At 67.1% G+C, this 16,623-nt stretch carries 10 protein-coding genes; 7 read left to right on the forward strand and 3 right to left on the reverse strand.

Going from position 1 to position 16,623, the window contains the following annotated elements:
* Positions 1–79: 79 nt before the first annotated feature.
* Complete coding sequence (locus B161_RS0110710; protein WP_018633395.1) at positions 80–2,998, forward strand: hybrid sensor histidine kinase/response regulator transcription factor; 2,919 nt, start codon at positions 80–82, stop codon at positions 2,996–2,998.
* Between the two features lie 746 nt (positions 2,999–3,744).
* Here the strand turns inward: B161_RS0110710 and B161_RS0110720 are convergent.
* From B161_RS0110720 to B161_RS0110730, 3 genes are all read right to left on the reverse strand, one after another.
* Positions 3,745–4,173, reverse strand: coding sequence for an OsmC family protein (locus B161_RS0110720; RefSeq protein WP_018633397.1), 429 nt, complete (start codon positions 4,171–4,173; stop codon positions 3,745–3,747).
* 80 nt (positions 4,174–4,253) lie between these two features.
* Positions 4,254–6,683 (reverse strand): circularly permuted type 2 ATP-grasp protein, encoded by a 2,430-nt coding sequence (locus B161_RS0110725; protein WP_240471606.1) that lies wholly within the window; start codon positions 6,681–6,683, stop codon positions 4,254–4,256.
* 3 nt (positions 6,684–6,686) lie between these two features.
* Positions 6,687–10,058 carry a transglutaminase family protein gene (locus B161_RS0110730; RefSeq protein WP_018633399.1) on the reverse strand — a complete coding sequence of 1,124 codons (3,372 nt, stop codon included), beginning with the start codon at positions 10,056–10,058 and terminating at the stop codon, positions 6,687–6,689.
* A gap of 256 nt (positions 10,059–10,314) precedes the next feature.
* Between B161_RS0110730 and B161_RS0110735 the strand changes: the two genes are divergently transcribed.
* Genes B161_RS0110735 through B161_RS0110760 form a run of 6 tightly spaced genes read left to right on the forward strand, consistent with a single transcriptional unit; the run spans position 10,315 to position 16,622 of the window.
* Complete coding sequence (locus tag B161_RS0110735) at positions 10,315–11,928, forward strand: ABC transporter substrate-binding protein (protein ID WP_018633400.1); 1,614 nt, start codon at positions 10,315–10,317, stop codon at positions 11,926–11,928.
* Positions 11,929–11,934: 6 nt separating this feature from the next.
* Positions 11,935–13,038 carry an ABC transporter permease gene (locus tag B161_RS0110740; RefSeq protein WP_018633401.1) on the forward strand — a complete coding sequence of 368 codons (1,104 nt, stop codon included), beginning with the start codon at positions 11,935–11,937 and terminating at the stop codon, positions 13,036–13,038.
* Positions 13,035–13,973 carry an ABC transporter permease gene (locus B161_RS0110745; RefSeq protein WP_018633402.1) on the forward strand — a complete coding sequence of 313 codons (939 nt, stop codon included), beginning with the start codon at positions 13,035–13,037 and terminating at the stop codon, positions 13,971–13,973. Before B161_RS0110740 ends, B161_RS0110745 begins: the two co-directional genes overlap by 4 nt.
* Positions 13,970–14,803: an ABC transporter ATP-binding protein gene (locus B161_RS0110750; RefSeq protein WP_018633403.1), complete on the forward strand. Its 834-nt coding sequence runs from the start codon at positions 13,970–13,972 to the stop codon at positions 14,801–14,803. Before B161_RS0110745 ends, B161_RS0110750 begins: the two co-directional genes overlap by 4 nt.
* Positions 14,800–15,549, forward strand: a complete 750-nt coding sequence (locus B161_RS0110755; RefSeq protein WP_018633404.1) for an ABC transporter ATP-binding protein — start codon at positions 14,800–14,802, stop codon at positions 15,547–15,549. The genes B161_RS0110750 and B161_RS0110755 overlap by 4 nt, the downstream gene beginning before the upstream one ends.
* A complete protein-coding gene (locus B161_RS0110760) occupies positions 15,546–16,622 on the forward strand; it encodes a dipeptidase (protein WP_018633405.1) in 1,077 nt (358 codons plus the stop codon). Before B161_RS0110755 ends, B161_RS0110760 begins: the two co-directional genes overlap by 4 nt.
* Position 16,623 lies beyond the last annotated feature (1 nt).

The raw sequence follows: 16,623 nt of genomic DNA on the forward strand, positions 1-16,623 counted from the left end.
GGAGGCGGACGGGGCGCTCTGGATCGGCGGACAAGGCGGGCTCGGGCGTCTGGATCTGCGCGAAAGACGGGTCGAGGAGGTGGAGATCCATGAGGAGGCTTGGGGGAAGGACGTCTGGGCCATCCTCCATCATGAAGGGCGTCTGCTGTTCGGGGTGGGCGGCAGATCCGGCCTCTTCGCCTATGAGCCCCGGACCAAGGAGAGCTATCCGGTCCCCGGAGAGGACGGCGAAACTCTGCTGAAGGGCGCCACGATCCGGGTTCTGATGCGCGACGCCGAAGGGAGCCTCTGGGCGGGCACCAATGCGAACGGCCTTTACCGCCTCTCGGCGGATCTGCGGATCCTCGCCCATCATACGCGTCGGGCGCCGGGCGAGGAGGGGCCTTCGGTCCTGCCGGGCGCGCAGATCCGCAGCCTCTCCCAGAGGCGGGACGGACGCCTCTGGATCGGCACCGAGGCCGGATTGGTCCTGCATGACCCCAAAACCGGAAGCTTCGAGACCCTCGCCGGGCCGGAGCGCCTGCCCGACGACAACGTGCGCGCGGTCTATGAAGCGGAGGACGGGCGAATCTTCACGGCCACCGGCGGCGGATTGGGAATCCTCTCCGCGGATCTGCGGCCGGATAAATTCATCCGCCAGTCCAAGGCCTTTCAGAGCAAGATGCTCTACAGCCTGATCCCCGACGCGCTCGGCTGCCTGTGGATCACGACCAACAACGGCCTCGTGCGCTATCGCCTCTCCGACGGAGAGGAGCGCGCCTTCCGCACCAGCGACGGTTTGCAAAGCCGGGAGTTCAACTTCAACGCCTTCAAAACCCTGAGCGACGGACGAATCGCCGTGGGCGGCGTGCGGGGCGTCACGATCTTCGATCCGCAGGAGGTCGCTTCCGGCGACGGCTATCCGCCGGTCCTCTCCATGCGGCTGTCCGGACGCCCCGAGGCGACGGAGGAAGGGCCGCAGGATCTCGGCGTGGAGCCGCAGAGCCTCGGGTTTCAGATCGGCGTGCGCCATTTCGACGAGCCCCAGAGCAACATCCTGCGGCTGCGCTTCGCCCCCGCCGACGCCGATTTTCAGGAATACGCCGGCTCCAGCCACGACCTGCACCGCGACAACCTGCCGGCCGGAGAATATCAGCTCAGCTATTACGGCGTGAGCGCCTCCGGCCTGCGCACCGAAACCCGCGTCCAGAGCTTCGTCGTGCGCCCCGGCGTGCAGGGTTGGCACAGGGCCGCCGTCTACGTTCTGCTCGGGGCTCTGGCTTTGGCGGGGCTGGCGCTGCTGCGGGCGCGTCAGATCCGCCTCATCAACGCCGAGCTGGAGGAGACCGTCGTCGAGAAGACCCGCGCATTGCGCGAAAGCCATCAGGCGCTTCAGGAAAGCGCCGACGAACGCGCCCGCTTCTACGCCCGCGCCGCCCATGAGATCCGCACGCCGCTCGCTTTGATCAAGGCGCCGGTCCAGAGGCTGCTCGGCGAGGGCGTGGAGGAGGAGGAGCGCCGGGATCTGGCGCAGGTGGTGCGGCGGGCCTCCGACCGTCTGATTCAGCTCAGCGACGAGATGATCGCAGTCGCTCAGGCGGGGGCGCCGATGGGCTCGGGACGGTCGGCGGTGGATCTGCGCGCCTTTCTGGATCCCATCTGCGCCCTTTACGCCGATTCCGCGCGGGCCAAGGGGCTGGAGCTGGCTTGCGAGATCCGCGGGCCTCAGGCCGCCACCTTCGACCTCGAAGCGGCGGAGACCATCCTGCATAATCTGCTCTCCAACGCGGTGAAGCACCGCGCGCCGCCGACCCGCCTGAAGCTGGAGACGGATCTGAACGGCGAGCGGCTGGAGATCCGCGTCTCGGACGACGGCCCGCCCCTGCCTGAGGAGGCGCTGCGGCGTCTGGAGGAATTCCGCAAGGAGCCGCCGGATTCGTCTTCGGAATCTCCGCCGCATCGGGGGGTGGACCTCATCGCGGCGACCCTCCGCAAAGCCGGAGGAGAGTTGAAGATCGACCGCGACCGCAATGAAATCGCTGTCTTTCTGCCCGCCCATGCGCAGGGCGCGCGGCGCGTCCCCGAGCCGGAGGACGAAGCCGGATCCGCGCCGGAGGATCTGGAGCCGGAGGCGGGCGAAGCCGAGCCGGGGCGCATCCTCGTCATCGAGGACGACCGGGATCTGCGGAGCTATCTGGCTTCTTTGGTCGCGGAGCGTCTGGGGCCGGTGCGGACGGCGGCCTCTCTGGCGGCTGCGGAGCGCGCCCTCGAAGAGGCGCCGGTCGATCTCGTGATCTGCGACGTGATGCTGCCGGACGGCTCAGGCTTCGACTTCGCGCGCCGTCTCAAGACCCATGAGGATTTTTCCCATACGCCGCTGATCTTCCTCACCGCCCTGAAGGATCTCGAATCCTACCGCAAGGCGCTCGACGTCTGGGCGGATGATTATCTCACCAAGCCTTTCGACGCGGAGGAGCTTGTGGCGAAGATCGGCATCCGCCTGCGGGCTCAGGAGGCGACGCGCGCCTGGATGCTGAAGAATCTCCAAACCCCGCCCGGCGCTCAGCCCGGCGCTCAGCCCGGCGCTCAGCCCGGCGCTCAGCCCGGCGCTCAGGAGGAGGCCCCCGGCGCCGAAGCGGAGGAGGAGGCGCCCCGCCTGACGCCTCAAGAGGAGCGCTTGCGGCGCGCCTTCGAAAATTTCCTCAATGAGCGTCTGAAAGATCCGACCGCGGATCTGGCTCAGGCGGCGGCGGCCTGCCTGATGAGCGAGCGCAGCTTTCAGCGCAAGCTGAACGCTCTTTATGGGAAGAGCTTCTCCGCGCTTCTGACCCTCGCGCGCATGGAGCGGGCCCGGCGGCTCCTGACGGAGGGGCTCGGCGTGGGCGAAGTCGCCGAAGCCTCCGGCTATCGCAACTTCGCCAGCTTTTCCCGACAGTTTAAAAAGGAGAATGGAGTTTCCCCCAGTGAATTCTCGCAACAGTCTAAGAGGGATGCGGACTGCCCTTTCGGCGTGAAATAATCTTTGTGCGACATGAAGATAAATAGATGGAATCGGAGAATCAGTCTCATTTCCATCTGGGGGCCGAATTCAGGGTTTCGGCTCCCCTCCTTGGGCGAGATCATGCCCCAAGCGCCAAAAGCCGCATGGCGCGCGCCAAAAATCATGCAGGGCGCGCCAATCCGGCGATTGGAAAAAGCCGAAGCCATTTCATGGGTTGCCAGAGGCCCCGGGTCGTTTCTTCAATAGGGGAACGCTTCGGCGGAGCTTCACGCGAAGATCCGGGCGAAGGCGGCCGCTCAGAGCAGCGGCGCGCCCCCGCCCGCGACGAAACGGCGCTCCGCACCGAGAATGCGGCGGCTTGAGAGGGCGGGAAGCGCCCTGCGAAGCCGGAGGAGATCGCGGATCGCGCGCTGCGCGCGCTCCGAGGCGGCGAGGCTCCGAAGCCTGCGCCTGCGCTCATCCCGCCGGGGACTCCCCCGGCGTGATCTTCTCTCCCCGGCGGTCCGGCGCTCGGGGGGAGGACGTCGCTCCGCAGGGGCGGCCTTTCGACGCTCGGCGTCGGGCGGGCCGCCCTGTCTGCGGAGGACGCGCGACGACGGAGACTTCCGCGTCGCGCCCGGGTTCGGCCGTCTCCTGTCCGGAGGAGGCGGCCGCCCCCGGATCTGGGCGCGCCTGTCGATCCTGCAGATCTTCGGGCGCTCCGATCCTGTCGCGCTTTCGCGCGCTTGCCGGCCGAAGGCCGGGGTCCGGCCTCCGGCGCGCGCTCAGACCAGCTGCGCGTCGAGCGAGAGCTTCAGGGCTCCGCCGAGGGCCTTGGAGACGGGACAATTCTCCTTGGCCTTGGTCGCGAGCTCCTGAAATTTCGCCGCATCGAGGCCCGGAACCTTCGCCCGCAGGACGAGCGCGCTTTGCGTGAGCCCGGTTCCGGGAACCAGCGTCACCGTGGCCTTGGCGTCGAGGCTTTCGGCGGGGGTCCCGTTCTCGGCGAGGAAATGCGAGAGCTGCATGGCGAAGCAGCCCGCATGAGCCGCCGCGATCAGCTCTTCAGGATTGGTCCCGGATTTTCCTTCGGCGTCCTCGAAGCGGGTTTTGAAGGAATAGGGCAAAGCGGAGAGCGCGCCGCTCTGCGTGGCGAGCGTCCCCGCTCCCTCTTTGAGGCTTCCTTTCCAGATTGCGGTCGCATGGCGATCCATCGTGCTTCCTCCTCACAGGAATCCCGCGTCTCCGGCCTTGGCGCGCGGAGGCTCCGCGCGTCGATCTTCGACCGGCCGCGTCAGCGCAGATAAGCCGACGCGATGAAGCCGAACAAGCTCCCAATGCGCTCGGACAACTCCGCGAGCTTCTCGGGGGTCAATTCCTCCGGCGCGGCGGTGGCCACCTCGGCGTGCAGCCGCACCACGGCGCGCTCCAGCGGCGTTTGCGGCGCTTCGGGCCGCGCGCCGGGCAGCGCAGCCACATGCTCGCGCAATTGCGCGAGTTCGTAAAGCACCGATCTTGGGTTGAGGGGGTCCAAAGCCAATAAATCCAGCGCTGATTCCCGCGTGGCGCCCATCGAAAAGCGCATGCGGTGGGTGATGGAGCTGTCGCCGACCTCGATCAGCAGGTCGAGCGCCCCCTCCGGAGCCTCCGGCGCGCCAAACCACGCGAGGGCCTCGGTCATGGAGAGGGTGCGCTCCAGAGCCCGGCCCGTCCGCAAGAATCGCCAGCCTTGGTTGCGGTGCATGTTCTCATGGACGAGGCCGGAGAAGCCGGTCAGCTTGCGCAGCAGAATGCTCAGGGCGTGGGCGGCGTCGGCGCCGGGCTCGACCTTGGCGGCCAGACGGCGGGCGCTTTTCTGAAGATCGGAGAGCGCCATCCAGCCGTCGGAGGAAAACCGCTCGCGCACCTGTCCGGCGCTGATCAGCGCCGAGGAGAGGGCGGAGATCAAGCCTTGCGGAATCGGACGATCCGTCTCGGCGCCGCGCTCCTTGAGCAATTCGGCGGCGTAGGCCAGCAGCGGCGCTTCGGGATCGTCGGTTTCGGCGAGGCGCACATGCCGGGCCCGCAGCAGGCGGATGAGATCCTCCGCCCGCTCCACATAGCGCCCGAGCCAGAAGAAGTTGTCCGCCGCCCGCGCCGAGAGCATGGGCGTCTCGCGCCGCAGGCCCTGAGCGGGGGCGTAAAGCGTCTGGATGTCGGGAGCGCCGCGCGCCACCACCCAGAGATCCGCCACCGCGCCGCCCTGACGCAGCGCCAGAGCGCCCGGATCCGGCGAGCCGCCCACCCGCAGGAAGCCGCCCTGCATGGCGCGCCAGCCCTCGGGCGTGCGGATGAGGAAGATGCGCAGGCTGATCGGCCGCGGCTGGAGCACGCCTTCGACGAAGGCGGGCGCCGTGGAGAGCGTCACCGCCTCCTGACCCACGAGGCCCGAGCCGTTGGCGTCGATCCAGTCGGCGAGGGAGAGGCCCTTCGCCCGCTTGGCGAATTCGCCGCGGAACTCGCCGCCGACCGCCGCCGTGTCCACGAGGTCGAAGGGCAGGCTGGTCGAGAGCGCCCGGCTGACCGCCATACGCTCGGCGTGGGTTTTGACGTAATCGCGTTCCGCGGCGTGTCCGCACCACCAGGTCGCGATGTTGGGCATGCGCAGGGTCTCGCCGCGCAGGGCCCGACAGATGCGCGGCAGGAAGGCCAGCATGGCCCGCGTCTCCAGCACCCCCGAGCCGAGGGCGTTGACCATGGTCACCCCCTCGGCGCGCAGAGCCCCGACCATGCCCGCCGCCCCCAGCCGCGAGGCCGGATTCAGCTCCAGAGGATCGACCCAGTCGGAATCCATCCGCCGCCAGAGCACCGAAACCGGCTCCAGCCCGGAGATGGTGCGCACCATGACCTTGCCATGGCGCACGACGAGATCCTCGCCCTCCACCAGCAGCAGGCCGAGATAGCGCGCGATATAGGCATGTTCGAAGTGGTTTTCGTTCATGCCGCCGGGCGTGAGGATGGCGATTCGCCCGTTCTCCGGCCCGCGCAGGGTCTGAAGGCTCTCGCGGACGGCCCGGTAGAACCCCGCCAGACGATGCACCCGCGCCTGATTATAGACGTCGGAGAAGGCGCGGGTGGTGGCGATTCGGGTCTCCAGCGCGAAGCCCGAGCCCGAAGGCGCCTGCGTGCGGTCGCCCAGCACCCACCATGCGCCGTCCGGCCCGCGCCCGACGTCGAAGGCGACGTAATGCAGATAGCGGCCCGAGCGCGGCTTGACGCCCACCATGGGCCTCAGCCATTCCGGATTCTCGGCCACGAGCTGCGGCGGCAGCCAGCCCTCCGCCACGAGGCGATTGGGGCCGTAGAGATCGGCCATGACCTCTTCGAGCAGATCGGCCCGCTGCATCAGCGCGGTGGTGATTTCGCGCCATTCCGCTTCGTCCATGAGCATGGGCATATGGCTGAGCGGCCAATCGCGCTCCACGGCTTCGGCGCCGTATTGGCGCTGATACATGCCGGTGTCGCGCAGATATTGGTCGGCGCGGGCTTTGCGCTCCTCCAGATCCTCGGGCGTCATGTCGGCGATGCGCCGCATGAAGGGCCTCCAGAGCGGGCGGATCTCGCCGCGCCGGTCCAGAAGCTCGTCCGGAACGCCGGGCAGGGGCTTATACTCCCTCAGCAGGGCGTCCAGACGATCCAAAGCCGAGCCGCCCATGGCTCCTCCCTCCGTCACAGGCTCGCTCATGACTTATATTCCCGGCGCGCGGCGCAAATCGAGCGTCAGAGGGAATTCGCGGCTCGGACGTTCGGGGGGGGGCTCATAGAGGCCCGGATTATGGCCGCTCGGTTCGAAACGCGCAAGACGGCGCGCTTCGGCTTCGTTGGCGTTGACGGGGAAGGTCTCGTAATTGCGCCCGCCCGGATGGGCCGCGTGATAGACGCAGCCCCCGAGAGCCCGCCCGGACCATGCGTCGTAAAGGTCGAAGGTCAGAGGCGCGTTCACCGGCAAGACCGGGTGCAGCGACTCGGCGGGACGCCATGCCTTATAGCGCACCCCCGCCACCCGGACGCCCGGCGCCGTCTCGGTCAGGGGCGTCCTGCGGCCGTTGCAGGTCACGAGATAGCGGCCCGGATCGGCGGCGGTCAGCTTGACCTGAAGCCTTTCGACCGAACTATCCGCGAAGCGCACCGTGCCGCCGATGGCGCCCGTCTCGCCGAGGACCGGCCAAGGCTCCAGAGCTTGGCGGATCTCCAGCTTGGCGCCTTCATATTCGACCTCGCCGCAGAAGGGGAAGCGGAACTCGGCCTGAGCCTCGTACCATTCGGAGCGCAGATCGAAGCCGTGGTCCCTGAGGTCGCGCAGGACGTCCATGAAGTCGGCCCAGACGAATTCAGGCAGCATGAAGCGGTCGTGGAGCGTGGTCCCCCAGCGCGTCAGCTCGCCTTTGAGCGGCGCCGCCCAATAGCGCGCGATCAAGGCGCGGATCAGCACCTGCTGCGCGAGGCTCATGCGGGCGTCGGGGGGCATCTCGAAGCCGCGGAACTCCACCAGCCCGAGCCGCCCGGTCGGACCGTCGGGGGAATAAAGCTTGTCGATGCAGATTTCGGCGCGATGGGTGTTGCCGGTCACGTCGGTGAGGAAGTTGCGCAGCAGACGATCCGTCAGCCAAGGCAGGGGCGGCGAGCCCTCGCCGGGATTGGGAATCTGCGCGAAGGCGGTCTCCATTTCGTAAAGCGCGTCATGGCGGGCCTCGTCGAGGCGCGGCGCCTGAGAGGTCGGGCCGATGAAGAGCCCCGAAAAGAGATAGGACATCGACGGATGGCGCTGCCAATGCAGGATCAGGCTGCGCAGCAGATCCGGACGGCGCAGGAAAGGGCTGTCGAGGGTGGTCGCGCCCCCGACGACGACATGATTCCCGCCGCCCGTGCCCGCATGTTTGCCGTCGAGCATGAACTTATCCGCCCCGAGCCGCGAGAGCCGCGCCTCCTCATAGACGGCTTCGGTGATGGCGACGCAGTCGCCCCAAGAATGGGCCGGGTGGATGTTGACCTCGATGACGCCGGGGTCGGGTGCCACGCGGATGACGTTGAGCCGCGAATCCTGCGGCGGGGCGTAGCCCTCGATATGGACCGGAGTCCCGAGTTTGGCGGCGGCGGCCTCGGTGGCGGCGACCAGTTCGAGATAATCCTCGATCTGGGCGGTCGGCGGCAGGAAGACGCAAAGACGCCCCTCGCGCGGCTCCACGGACATGGCCGTGCGCACCAGCCCCTCGATTTCGGAAAGCTGCTGCTCGGTCTGGGTCTGGCCGGGCTCGGCGGCGGCGAAGCTGGCGACGGGCTGTCCGGCGCCGGAGGGGTCGAAGCCGGGCGCGGCCTCGGCGTTCCGCGCGGCCCGCGCCTTGTCGATCTCGGCGGCGTAATCCGGCAGAGGCGCGCGGGGCGCGGTGGGATCCGCCGTGTTGATGTAGGGATAATTCGAGGCCGAGATGTGGCGCAGCGAGCCGAGCGGCAGACGATAGCCCACGGGGCTGTCGCCGGGGGCGAGGAAGAGCTTGCCGCGCCGGGTGCGCCATTTCTCCGAGACCCAGCGCCCGGCTTGAGCCTGCCAGCGCTGGACCGGCAGCACGTAGCCGGTGGGATTGGTCAGCCCGCGCCCGAAGACCTGCGCGAGGCGCAAGCGCTCCTCGGGGTCTTTGAGCTTGGAGTTCTCCGGGGTGACGTTCTCGGGAAGCTTGCCCTCCTTGAGGATCCAATCGGCGGGATCCTCATAGGCGGGGGCGACGTAATCCGTCCCGAGGCCCAGATTCTCCGCCACGGCCTCCAGCAGCCTGCGCGCGGATTCGGGCGTGGCTTTGGGGGCCTCCGGTCCGGGCTTCTCCCGCGCGATGAGCTCGGCCTCGCGCCAGATGGGCAGGCCGTCGCCGCGCCAGTAGAGCGAGAAGGTCCATCGCGGCAGACTCTCGCCGGGATACCACTTGCCCTGTCCGTAATGGAGGAAGCCCCCCGGCGCGAAGCGGTCGCGCAGACGCCGGATCAGCACGTCGGCGAGGGCGCGCTTCTGCGGACCCACCGCGGCGGCGTTCCATTCGGGGCTCTCGAAATCGTCGATGGAGACGAAGGTGGGCTCTCCGCCCATGGTGAGCCGCACGTCTCCGGCCTTGAGGGCCTCGTCCACCTTGCGCCCGAGGGAATCCAGCGCCTTCCAGGATTCCTCCGAGAAGGGCTTGCTGATGCGCGGATGCTCCGCCACGCGCGAGACCTGCATGTCGAAGTCGAACTTCACTTCGGCGTAGCTGGCCAGACCCGCGATGGGGGCGGCGTTGCGGTAATGGGGCGTGGCGGCGAGGGGAATATGGCTCTCGCCCGCCAGAAGCCCGGAGGTCGGATCGAACCCGATCCAGCCCGCGCCGGGCAGATAGGCCTCGACCCATGCGTGGAGGTCGGTGAAGTCGTGATCCGTGCCGGAGGGCCCGTCCAGCGCCTGACGATCCGGCTTGAGCTGGATCAGATAGCCCGAGACGAAGCGCGCCGCGATCCCGAGCCGCCGCAGCAGATTCACCAGAAGCCAGCTCGAATCGCGGCAGGAGCCGGAGCCGATTTCGCAGGTCTGCTCCGGGGTTTGCACGCCCGGCTCCATGCGGATGACGTAGGAGACCTTGTTCGACACCAGCCGGTTCAGCCCGACGAGCATGTCGATGGTGCGTTCGCGCGTTTTAGGCAGGCTCTCGAAGAGGGCCTCGAAGAGCGGCCCGCCCTCTTCGGCCTGAAGATAGGCCGCCAGATCCGGCGCGATGTCCTCGGAATATCGGAAGGGCCAGAACTCGCCCGATTCCTCGACGAAGAAGTCGAAGGGATTATAGACGGTCATGTCGGCGACGAGATCGACCGTGATCTTGAACTCGCGCACCGGCTCCGGAAAGACGAAGCGCGCCAGCCAGTTGCCGTAGACGTCTTGCTGGTGGTTCACGAAATGCGGGCGAGGCTCCACTTTCAGGCTATGCGAGATCACCCGCGTGCGGCTGTGGGGCGCCGGACGAAGCCGGATGATCTGCGGCCCGAGCGTGACCGGGCGGTCGTAAGCGTAATGCGTGACGTGACGGATGGCGGCTTTGATCGACATGGCGAAGCTCTCCGGCGCTGGGGCGGATTCGTATTTTTTTCACAGTTCCGTTCGCGGCGCCACATCCCGCCTGAGGTTTTTTTGCGATGCGGCGCCCGAATCTTTTCAGAAGGCGGCTTTGAGGGCCCCACGCCTTCCGCGCGCCGGAAAAGGCTCGGCAACGGCCTTGACTTCGGCGCTTGGGCGTCCGCTAATTCTTGACGAAGAGATGAAAGCCGACGTCGAAACGACGCGGGGAGAACGGGAGAGGTTCGGCATGTTGCATTTCGGAAGACGCGGCAAGACTTGGATCGCGGCTGCGGCTCTGGCGGCCTTCGCCTGGAGCGCCTCGCCTTCGGCGCTCATGGCCGCCACCCCGCCGGACACTCTGGTGGCCGCCTGGTCCATCGACGACGTGATTTCGCTCGATCCGGCGGAGGTCTTCGAATTCACCTCCTCCGAGATCATCGGCAACACCTACGAGACTCTGATCGGCTATGAGCTGGAGGACGTTTCGAAGATCTTCGGCCGCGCCGCCGAAAGCTGGACCGTCTCCGAGGACGGCAAGACCTTCACCTTCAAAATGCGCGAAGACCGCGTCTTCGCCTCCGGGAATCCGATGACCGCCGAGGATGCGGTCTATTCGCTGGTGCGGGCGGTGAAGCTCGACAAATCCCCCGCCTTCATCCTCGGACAGCTCGGCTTCACCGCCGAGAACGTCGAGGCGAAGATCCGCCAGACCGGCGACTACGCCTTCGAATTCGAGACCGACAAGGCTTACGCCCCGACTCTGGTGCTCTATTGCCTGACCGCCACCGTGGCGGCGGTGGTCGATAAGAAGCTCGTCGAGGAGCATGTCGCGGATGGAGATTACGGCTATGGCTGGCTGAAGACCAATTACGCGGGCTCCGGCCCCTTCAGCCTGCGCGAATGGCGCCCGAACGAGGCGATCATTCTGGAGCGCAATCCGCATTATGCGGGCGCGGCGCCCGCCATGGCCCGCGCCATCTACCGGCATATCCCCGAGCCCGCCGCCCAGCGCCTGCTTCTGGAGGCCGGCGACGTGGACGTCGCCCGCAATCTCGGGCCTGAGGAGATGGCGGCTCTCGCCTCCAATCCGGACATCCGGATTCAGGAGGGCGTGAAGGGCTCGATTTATTATCTCGGCCTGAACCAGAAGAATCCGAACCTCGCCAAGCCCGAGGTGCGTCAGGCGCTGAAATATCTGGTGGATTACGGCGCCATCGCCGACACCCTCATGAAAGGCCGCGTGCGGGTGCATCAGGCCTTCCTGCCGGACGGATTCCTCGGGGCTCTGACCGAGACCCCCTTCTCGCTGGACGTGGCGAAGGCCAAGGAGCTGCTCGCGGAGGCGGGTCTGGCCGACGGCTTCACCGTCACCATGGACACCCGCAACACCAACGAGATCACCGGCATGGCGACCGCCATCCAGCAGACCTTCGCCCTCGGCGGGGTGAAGCTGGAGATCATCCCCGGCGACGGCGGCCAGACCCTGACCAAATATCGCGCCCGCACCCATGACATCTACATCGGCCGCTGGGGCGCCGATTATCAGGATCCCCACACCAACGCCGACACCTTCGCCCGCAACGCCGACAACTCCGACGAGGCCGCCGCCAAGCCCCTCGCCTGGCGCAACGCCTGGGACATCCCCGAGATGACCAAGGAGGCCGACGCCGCCATGCTGGAATCCGACGGCGCCAAACGCGCCGAGATGTATCTGAGCCTCCAGCGCGAGCATCAGCAGGTGTCGCCCTTCGTGATCATGTTTCAGGAGGTCGAGGGGATCGCTCTGCGGGCGAACGTGCACGGCTTCGTCATCGGCCCCTCGTTCAACGACAACTCCATCGCCGGCGTGACGAAGGACTGACGCGCCATGCAGGCGCGACAAGAGGCCCCGGCGCCCCCACAGGCGCCGGAGAGGCCGGAGCTTGAGGCGGAGAGCGCGCAGGCGCGCGCGCTCCGTTTTGTCTGGGGCGCGGGCAAGCTGGCGTTTTCGCTGGCTCTGACGCTGTTGGGGCTTTTGGTCGTCACCTTCTTCATCGGGCGGGTGGTGCCGGTGGATCCGGTGCTCTCGATCATCGGCGACCGGGCGCCCGCCTCGACCTATGATCGGGTCTATCGGGAATTGGGGCTCGATCGGCCTTTGGTCGAGCAATTTTGGATTTACCTAAAGAAGATCCTCACGGGGGATTTCGGCGAAAGCTTCCTCACCAAACGCCCGATTCTGGACGATCTGCGGCGGGTCTTTCCGGCCACCTTCGAATTGGCGACTCTGGGGCTGATCCTCGGGGTGGCCTTCGGGGCGCCGATGGGCGTGGCGGCGGCGGCTTATAAAGGAAGCTGGATCGATCAGACCATCCGGGTGCTGTGCCTCGTGGGCTATTCCGCGCCGATCTTCTGGCTCGGGCTGATGGGGCTTTTGATCTTCTATGCGAATTTAGGCTGGGTCTCGGGGCCGGGACGCATCGGCATCGCCTATGAGTTCAGCTTCCAGCCCCGCACGGGGATTCTGCTGCTCGACAGCGCCTTGCAAGGGCGATGGGACGTCTTCCGCAACGTCTTCTCGCATATCATCCTGCCCGCCTGCATTTTGGGCTATTTCTCCATGGCTTACATCTGCCGCATGACGCGCAGCTTCATGCTGCATGAGCTGTCTCAGGAATATGTGACGGCGGCGCGGGTCAAGGGAGTCTCTGAGGCGCGGATCATCTGGCGCCATGCGCTGCGCAACGCCGCCGTGCCGCTGATCACGGTGATCGGCCTCTCCTACATCAATCTGCTGGAGGGCTCCGTGCTGACCGAGACGATCTTCGCTTGGCCGGGGCTCGGGCAATATCTCACGAATTCGCTCCAGAACGCGGATATGAACGCGGTTTTAGGCGCGACCTTCGTGATCGGCATCGCCTTCGTCTTGATCAATCTGATTTCGGATCTGCTCTATCGTCTGCTGGATCCGCGCGTGAGGAGGCGCTCATGACGACGCCTTTCGAACCGCAGCCCTTCACTTGGGCCGGACGCCGCGCTTGGCTGCTCTCCGAGGAGCCCAGTTCGCGCCGACAAGCCCGGCTCGGCTCTTTTTACCGGGGCTGGCTGGCGCTGCGCGAGAATCCTCTGGCGATGGTGGGTCTGGCGGTGGTGGTCGGGCTGGCGCTGGTCGCGATCCTCGCCGACGTCATCGCGCCGGGGAATCCGCGCATGGGCGGCGATCTGCGGACGGAGCGGCTTTTGCCGCCCTCGGCGGCTCATTGGATGGGCACCGACGATCAGGCGCGCGACATCTTCACCCGCGTGATCCACGGCGCCCGCCTGACGCTTCAGGTGGTGGCGCTCGTGGTGGCGACGGCCACGCCCATCGGACTTTTGGTCGGGACCACGGCGGGTTATTTCGGCGGCTGGGTCGACGCCGTGCTGATGCGGATCACCGACATCTTTCTGGCCTTCCCGAGGCTGATTTTGGCTCTGGCCTTCGTGGCGGCTCTGGGGCCGGGGATCGAGAACGCGGTGATCGCCATCGCTCTGACCTCATGGCCGCAATACGCCCGGCTCGCCCGCGCCGAGACGATGACCATCCGCCATAGCGACTTCATCAGCGCCGCGCGGCTTCAGGGCGCGAGTTCGGCGCGGATTCTCTGGGGCCATGTGGCGCCGCTTTGTCTGCCATCGGTGGTGATCCGCGTGACGCTCGACATGGCGGGCATCATCCTGACGGCGGCGGGCCTCGGCTTCCTCGGACTCGGCGCCCAGCCCCCCGAACCCGAATGGGGCGCGATGGTCGCCACGGGGCGCCGCTTCATCGTCGATCAATGGTGGGTGGCGGCCATGCCGGGTCTGGCGATCTTCGTGGTCTCGCTCGGCTTCAACCTGCTCGGCGACGGGCTGCGCGACGCGCTCGATCCCAAGGCCGCGAGATGACGGAGCTTTTGAAAGTCGAGGATCTGCGGATCACGTTTCCCACGCGCCAAGGCCCCCGCGAGGCGGTGCGCGGCGTGAGCTTCACGCTCGGCCGCGAGCGTCTGGGGGTGGTGGGGGAATCGGGCTCGGGGAAATCCCAGACGGGGCGGGCGCTCATGGGCCTGACGCCGCCGCCGGGCGTGGCCACGGCCAAAACCCTGAGCTTCGACGGTCAGGATCTGCGCGGCGCGGGGAAACGCCAATGGCGGGCTCTGCGCGGCAGGCGCATCGCCATGGTGATGCAGGATCCGAAATATTCGCTCAATCCGGTGATGACCGTGGGCCGCCAGATCTCCGAGGCCCTCGGGCGGGTGGGGGGCCTGAGCCGCCGCGAGAAGCGCGCGAAGGCGCTCGCCATGCTGGAGGCGGTGATGATCCGCGATCCGGAGCGGGTGTATGATTCCTATCCCCATGAGCTTTCGGGCGGCATGGGCCAGCGCGCGATGATCGCCATGATGCTGGTGCCGGACCCGGATCTGCTCATCGCCGACGAACCCACCTCCGCGCTGGACGTGACCGTGCGCATCGAGGTGCTGCGCATCATGGACCGCCTCGTCTCCGAGCGCGGGATGGGCCTGATCTTCATCAGCCATGATCTGAAGCTCGTCTCGCAATTCTGCGACCGGGTGCTGGTGATGTATGCGGGGCGGGTGGTCGAGGAGCTGGCCGCTGCGGATCTGGCTTCGGCGAAACATCCCTATACGCAGGGGCTCATGCGCTGCACGCCGGATCTCGACCATGACCTGCGCCCCCTCCCGACCCTCCGGCGCGACGCGGAGTGGGCGAAATGATCGAAGTCGAGGATCTGGAGGTCGCCTTCGGGCGGGTGAAGGCGGTGCGGGGCGTCTCGCTGAGGGTCGCCGAGGGCGAGAGCTTCGGCGTCGTCGGGGAATCGGGCTCGGGGAAATCCACCGTGCTGCGGGCGATCTGCGGTCTGGCGCCGATCTCAGGCGGGCGCGTCCGGGTGGCGGGCGAGGAATTGCGCAAGACCGCCCGCTCGGCGGAGTTCCATCGCAGCGTCCAGATGGTCTTTCAGGATCCCTATGGTTCGCTCCATCCGCGCCATACGGTGGACCGCGTGCTCTCGGAGCCTCTGGCCATCCATCGCTTCGACGACCGCGAAGGGCGCATCCGCCGGGTTCTGGAGGCGGTGGGGCTCGGGCCGAGCTTCCGCTTCCGTTATCCGCATCAGCTTTCGGGCGGACAGCGTCAGCGCGTGGCCATCGCGCGGGCGCTGATTCTGGAGCCGAAGATTCTGCTGCTCGACGAACCCACCTCCGCGCTGGACGCTTCGATTCAAGCCGAGGTTCTGAATCTGCTCGACGATCTGCGCGCCCGGCGCGGGCTGACCTATCTGATGGTCAGCCACGACCTTGCGGTGGTGGCGCATATGTGCGACCGGCTTCTGGTGATGAGCCAGGGGCTTGAGGTCGAGACTCTGACCCGCGACGCCCTCCGGCGCCGCGACGCGACGCAGGATTACACGCGGCGGCTTCTGGCCGCCTCCGAAGGCTATCCCGCGCAGGAGACCCCATGACGACCCCCCTTCCTCAGAGCTTCGACGGCCATAACGACTTTCTTTTGCGGCTGCTGCGCGCGCCCCATCTGCGGGACCGCATCTGGCGCGAGGGCGAAGGCCATGGCCAGCTCGATCTTCCGCGCATGAAGGCGGGGGGCTTCGTCGGGGGCTTTTTCGCCATTTACATGCCCTCGCCTGAAGCCTTCGACGACGAAGCCTTTCAGCGCATGATGCGCAATCCGCCTTATGAGGTGCCTCTGCCCGCGCAATTGCCTCTGGAGACGGCGCAGCCCATGGCTCTGGCCATGATGGGCCATCTGCTCTGGCTGGAGCGCACGGGCGACCTGAAGATCTGCCGCAAGGTTTCGGAGATCCGCGAAGCCATAGCCGCGGGTCGCATCGCCGCCGTGGCCCATATGGAGGGCGCCGAGGCCATAGGTCCCGATCTCGACGCGCTTTACGTCTGGCATGAAGCGGGCCTGCGCTCTTTAGGGCCGGTCTGGTCGCGCCCGACGGCCTTCGGCCATGGCGTGCCCTTCGCCTTTCCCTCCTCGCCGGACACCGGGCCGGGGCTGACACCGGCGGGTCGGGATCTGGCGCGGCTCTGCGACGAGCTGAAGATCATGATCGACCTCTCGCATATCAACGAGAAGGGCTTCGACGACGTCGCCCGCCTGACTTCAGGACCTCTGGTGGCGACTCATTCCAACGCCCATGCGATCACGCCGTCGAGCCGGAATTTGACCGACCGCCAATTGCGCCAGATCGCCGAGCGCGACGGCATGGTGGGCCTGAATTTCGCGGTGGCCTTCCTGCGTCCCGACGGGCGGCAGGACGCCGACACGCCCCTTGAGGACATGCTGCGCCATCTGGATCACCTCATTGGGATTCTCGGCGAGGATCGCGTGGGGCTCGGTTCGGATTTCGACGGCGCCGAGATTCCGGCCGAGATCCGCGACGTCTCCGGCCTGCCGAGGCTCTGGGAGGCTTGCCGCCGCCATGGCTATGGCGAGGAGCTGATCGAGAAGCTGGCTTCGCGCAATTGGCTGGCGCTGCTCGGGCGGGTTTGGGGCGACCAGACAAAAACTTAGA

Origin of the sequence: Neomegalonema perideroedes DSM 15528 (assembly GCF_000374145.1) — a bacterium.
GTDB classification, from domain to species: Bacteria; Pseudomonadota; Alphaproteobacteria; order Rhodobacterales; family Rhodobacteraceae; genus Neomegalonema; species Neomegalonema perideroedes.

Coding starts and splice junctions, on each gene's coding strand:
- B161_RS0110720 (WP_018633397.1), bottom strand. CDS start 4,173: ATGGATCGCCATGCGACCGCAATCTGGAAAGGAAGCCTCAAAGAGGGA.
- B161_RS0110725 (WP_240471606.1), bottom strand. CDS start 6,683: ATGAGCGAGCCTGTGACGGAGGGAGGAGCCATGGGCGGCTCGGCTTTG.
- B161_RS0110730 (WP_018633399.1), bottom strand. CDS start 10,058: ATGTCGATCAAAGCCGCCATCCGTCACGTCACGCATTACGCTTACGAC.
- B161_RS0110735 (WP_018633400.1), top strand. CDS start 10,315: ATGTTGCATTTCGGAAGACGCGGCAAGACTTGGATCGCGGCTGCGGCT.
- B161_RS0110740 (WP_018633401.1), top strand. CDS start 11,935: ATGCAGGCGCGACAAGAGGCCCCGGCGCCCCCACAGGCGCCGGAGAGG.
- B161_RS0110745 (WP_018633402.1), top strand. CDS start 13,035: ATGACGACGCCTTTCGAACCGCAGCCCTTCACTTGGGCCGGACGCCGC.
- B161_RS0110750 (WP_018633403.1), top strand. CDS start 13,970: ATGACGGAGCTTTTGAAAGTCGAGGATCTGCGGATCACGTTTCCCACG.
- B161_RS0110755 (WP_018633404.1), top strand. CDS start 14,800: ATGATCGAAGTCGAGGATCTGGAGGTCGCCTTCGGGCGGGTGAAGGCG.
- B161_RS0110760 (WP_018633405.1), top strand. CDS start 15,546: ATGACGACCCCCCTTCCTCAGAGCTTCGACGGCCATAACGACTTTCTT.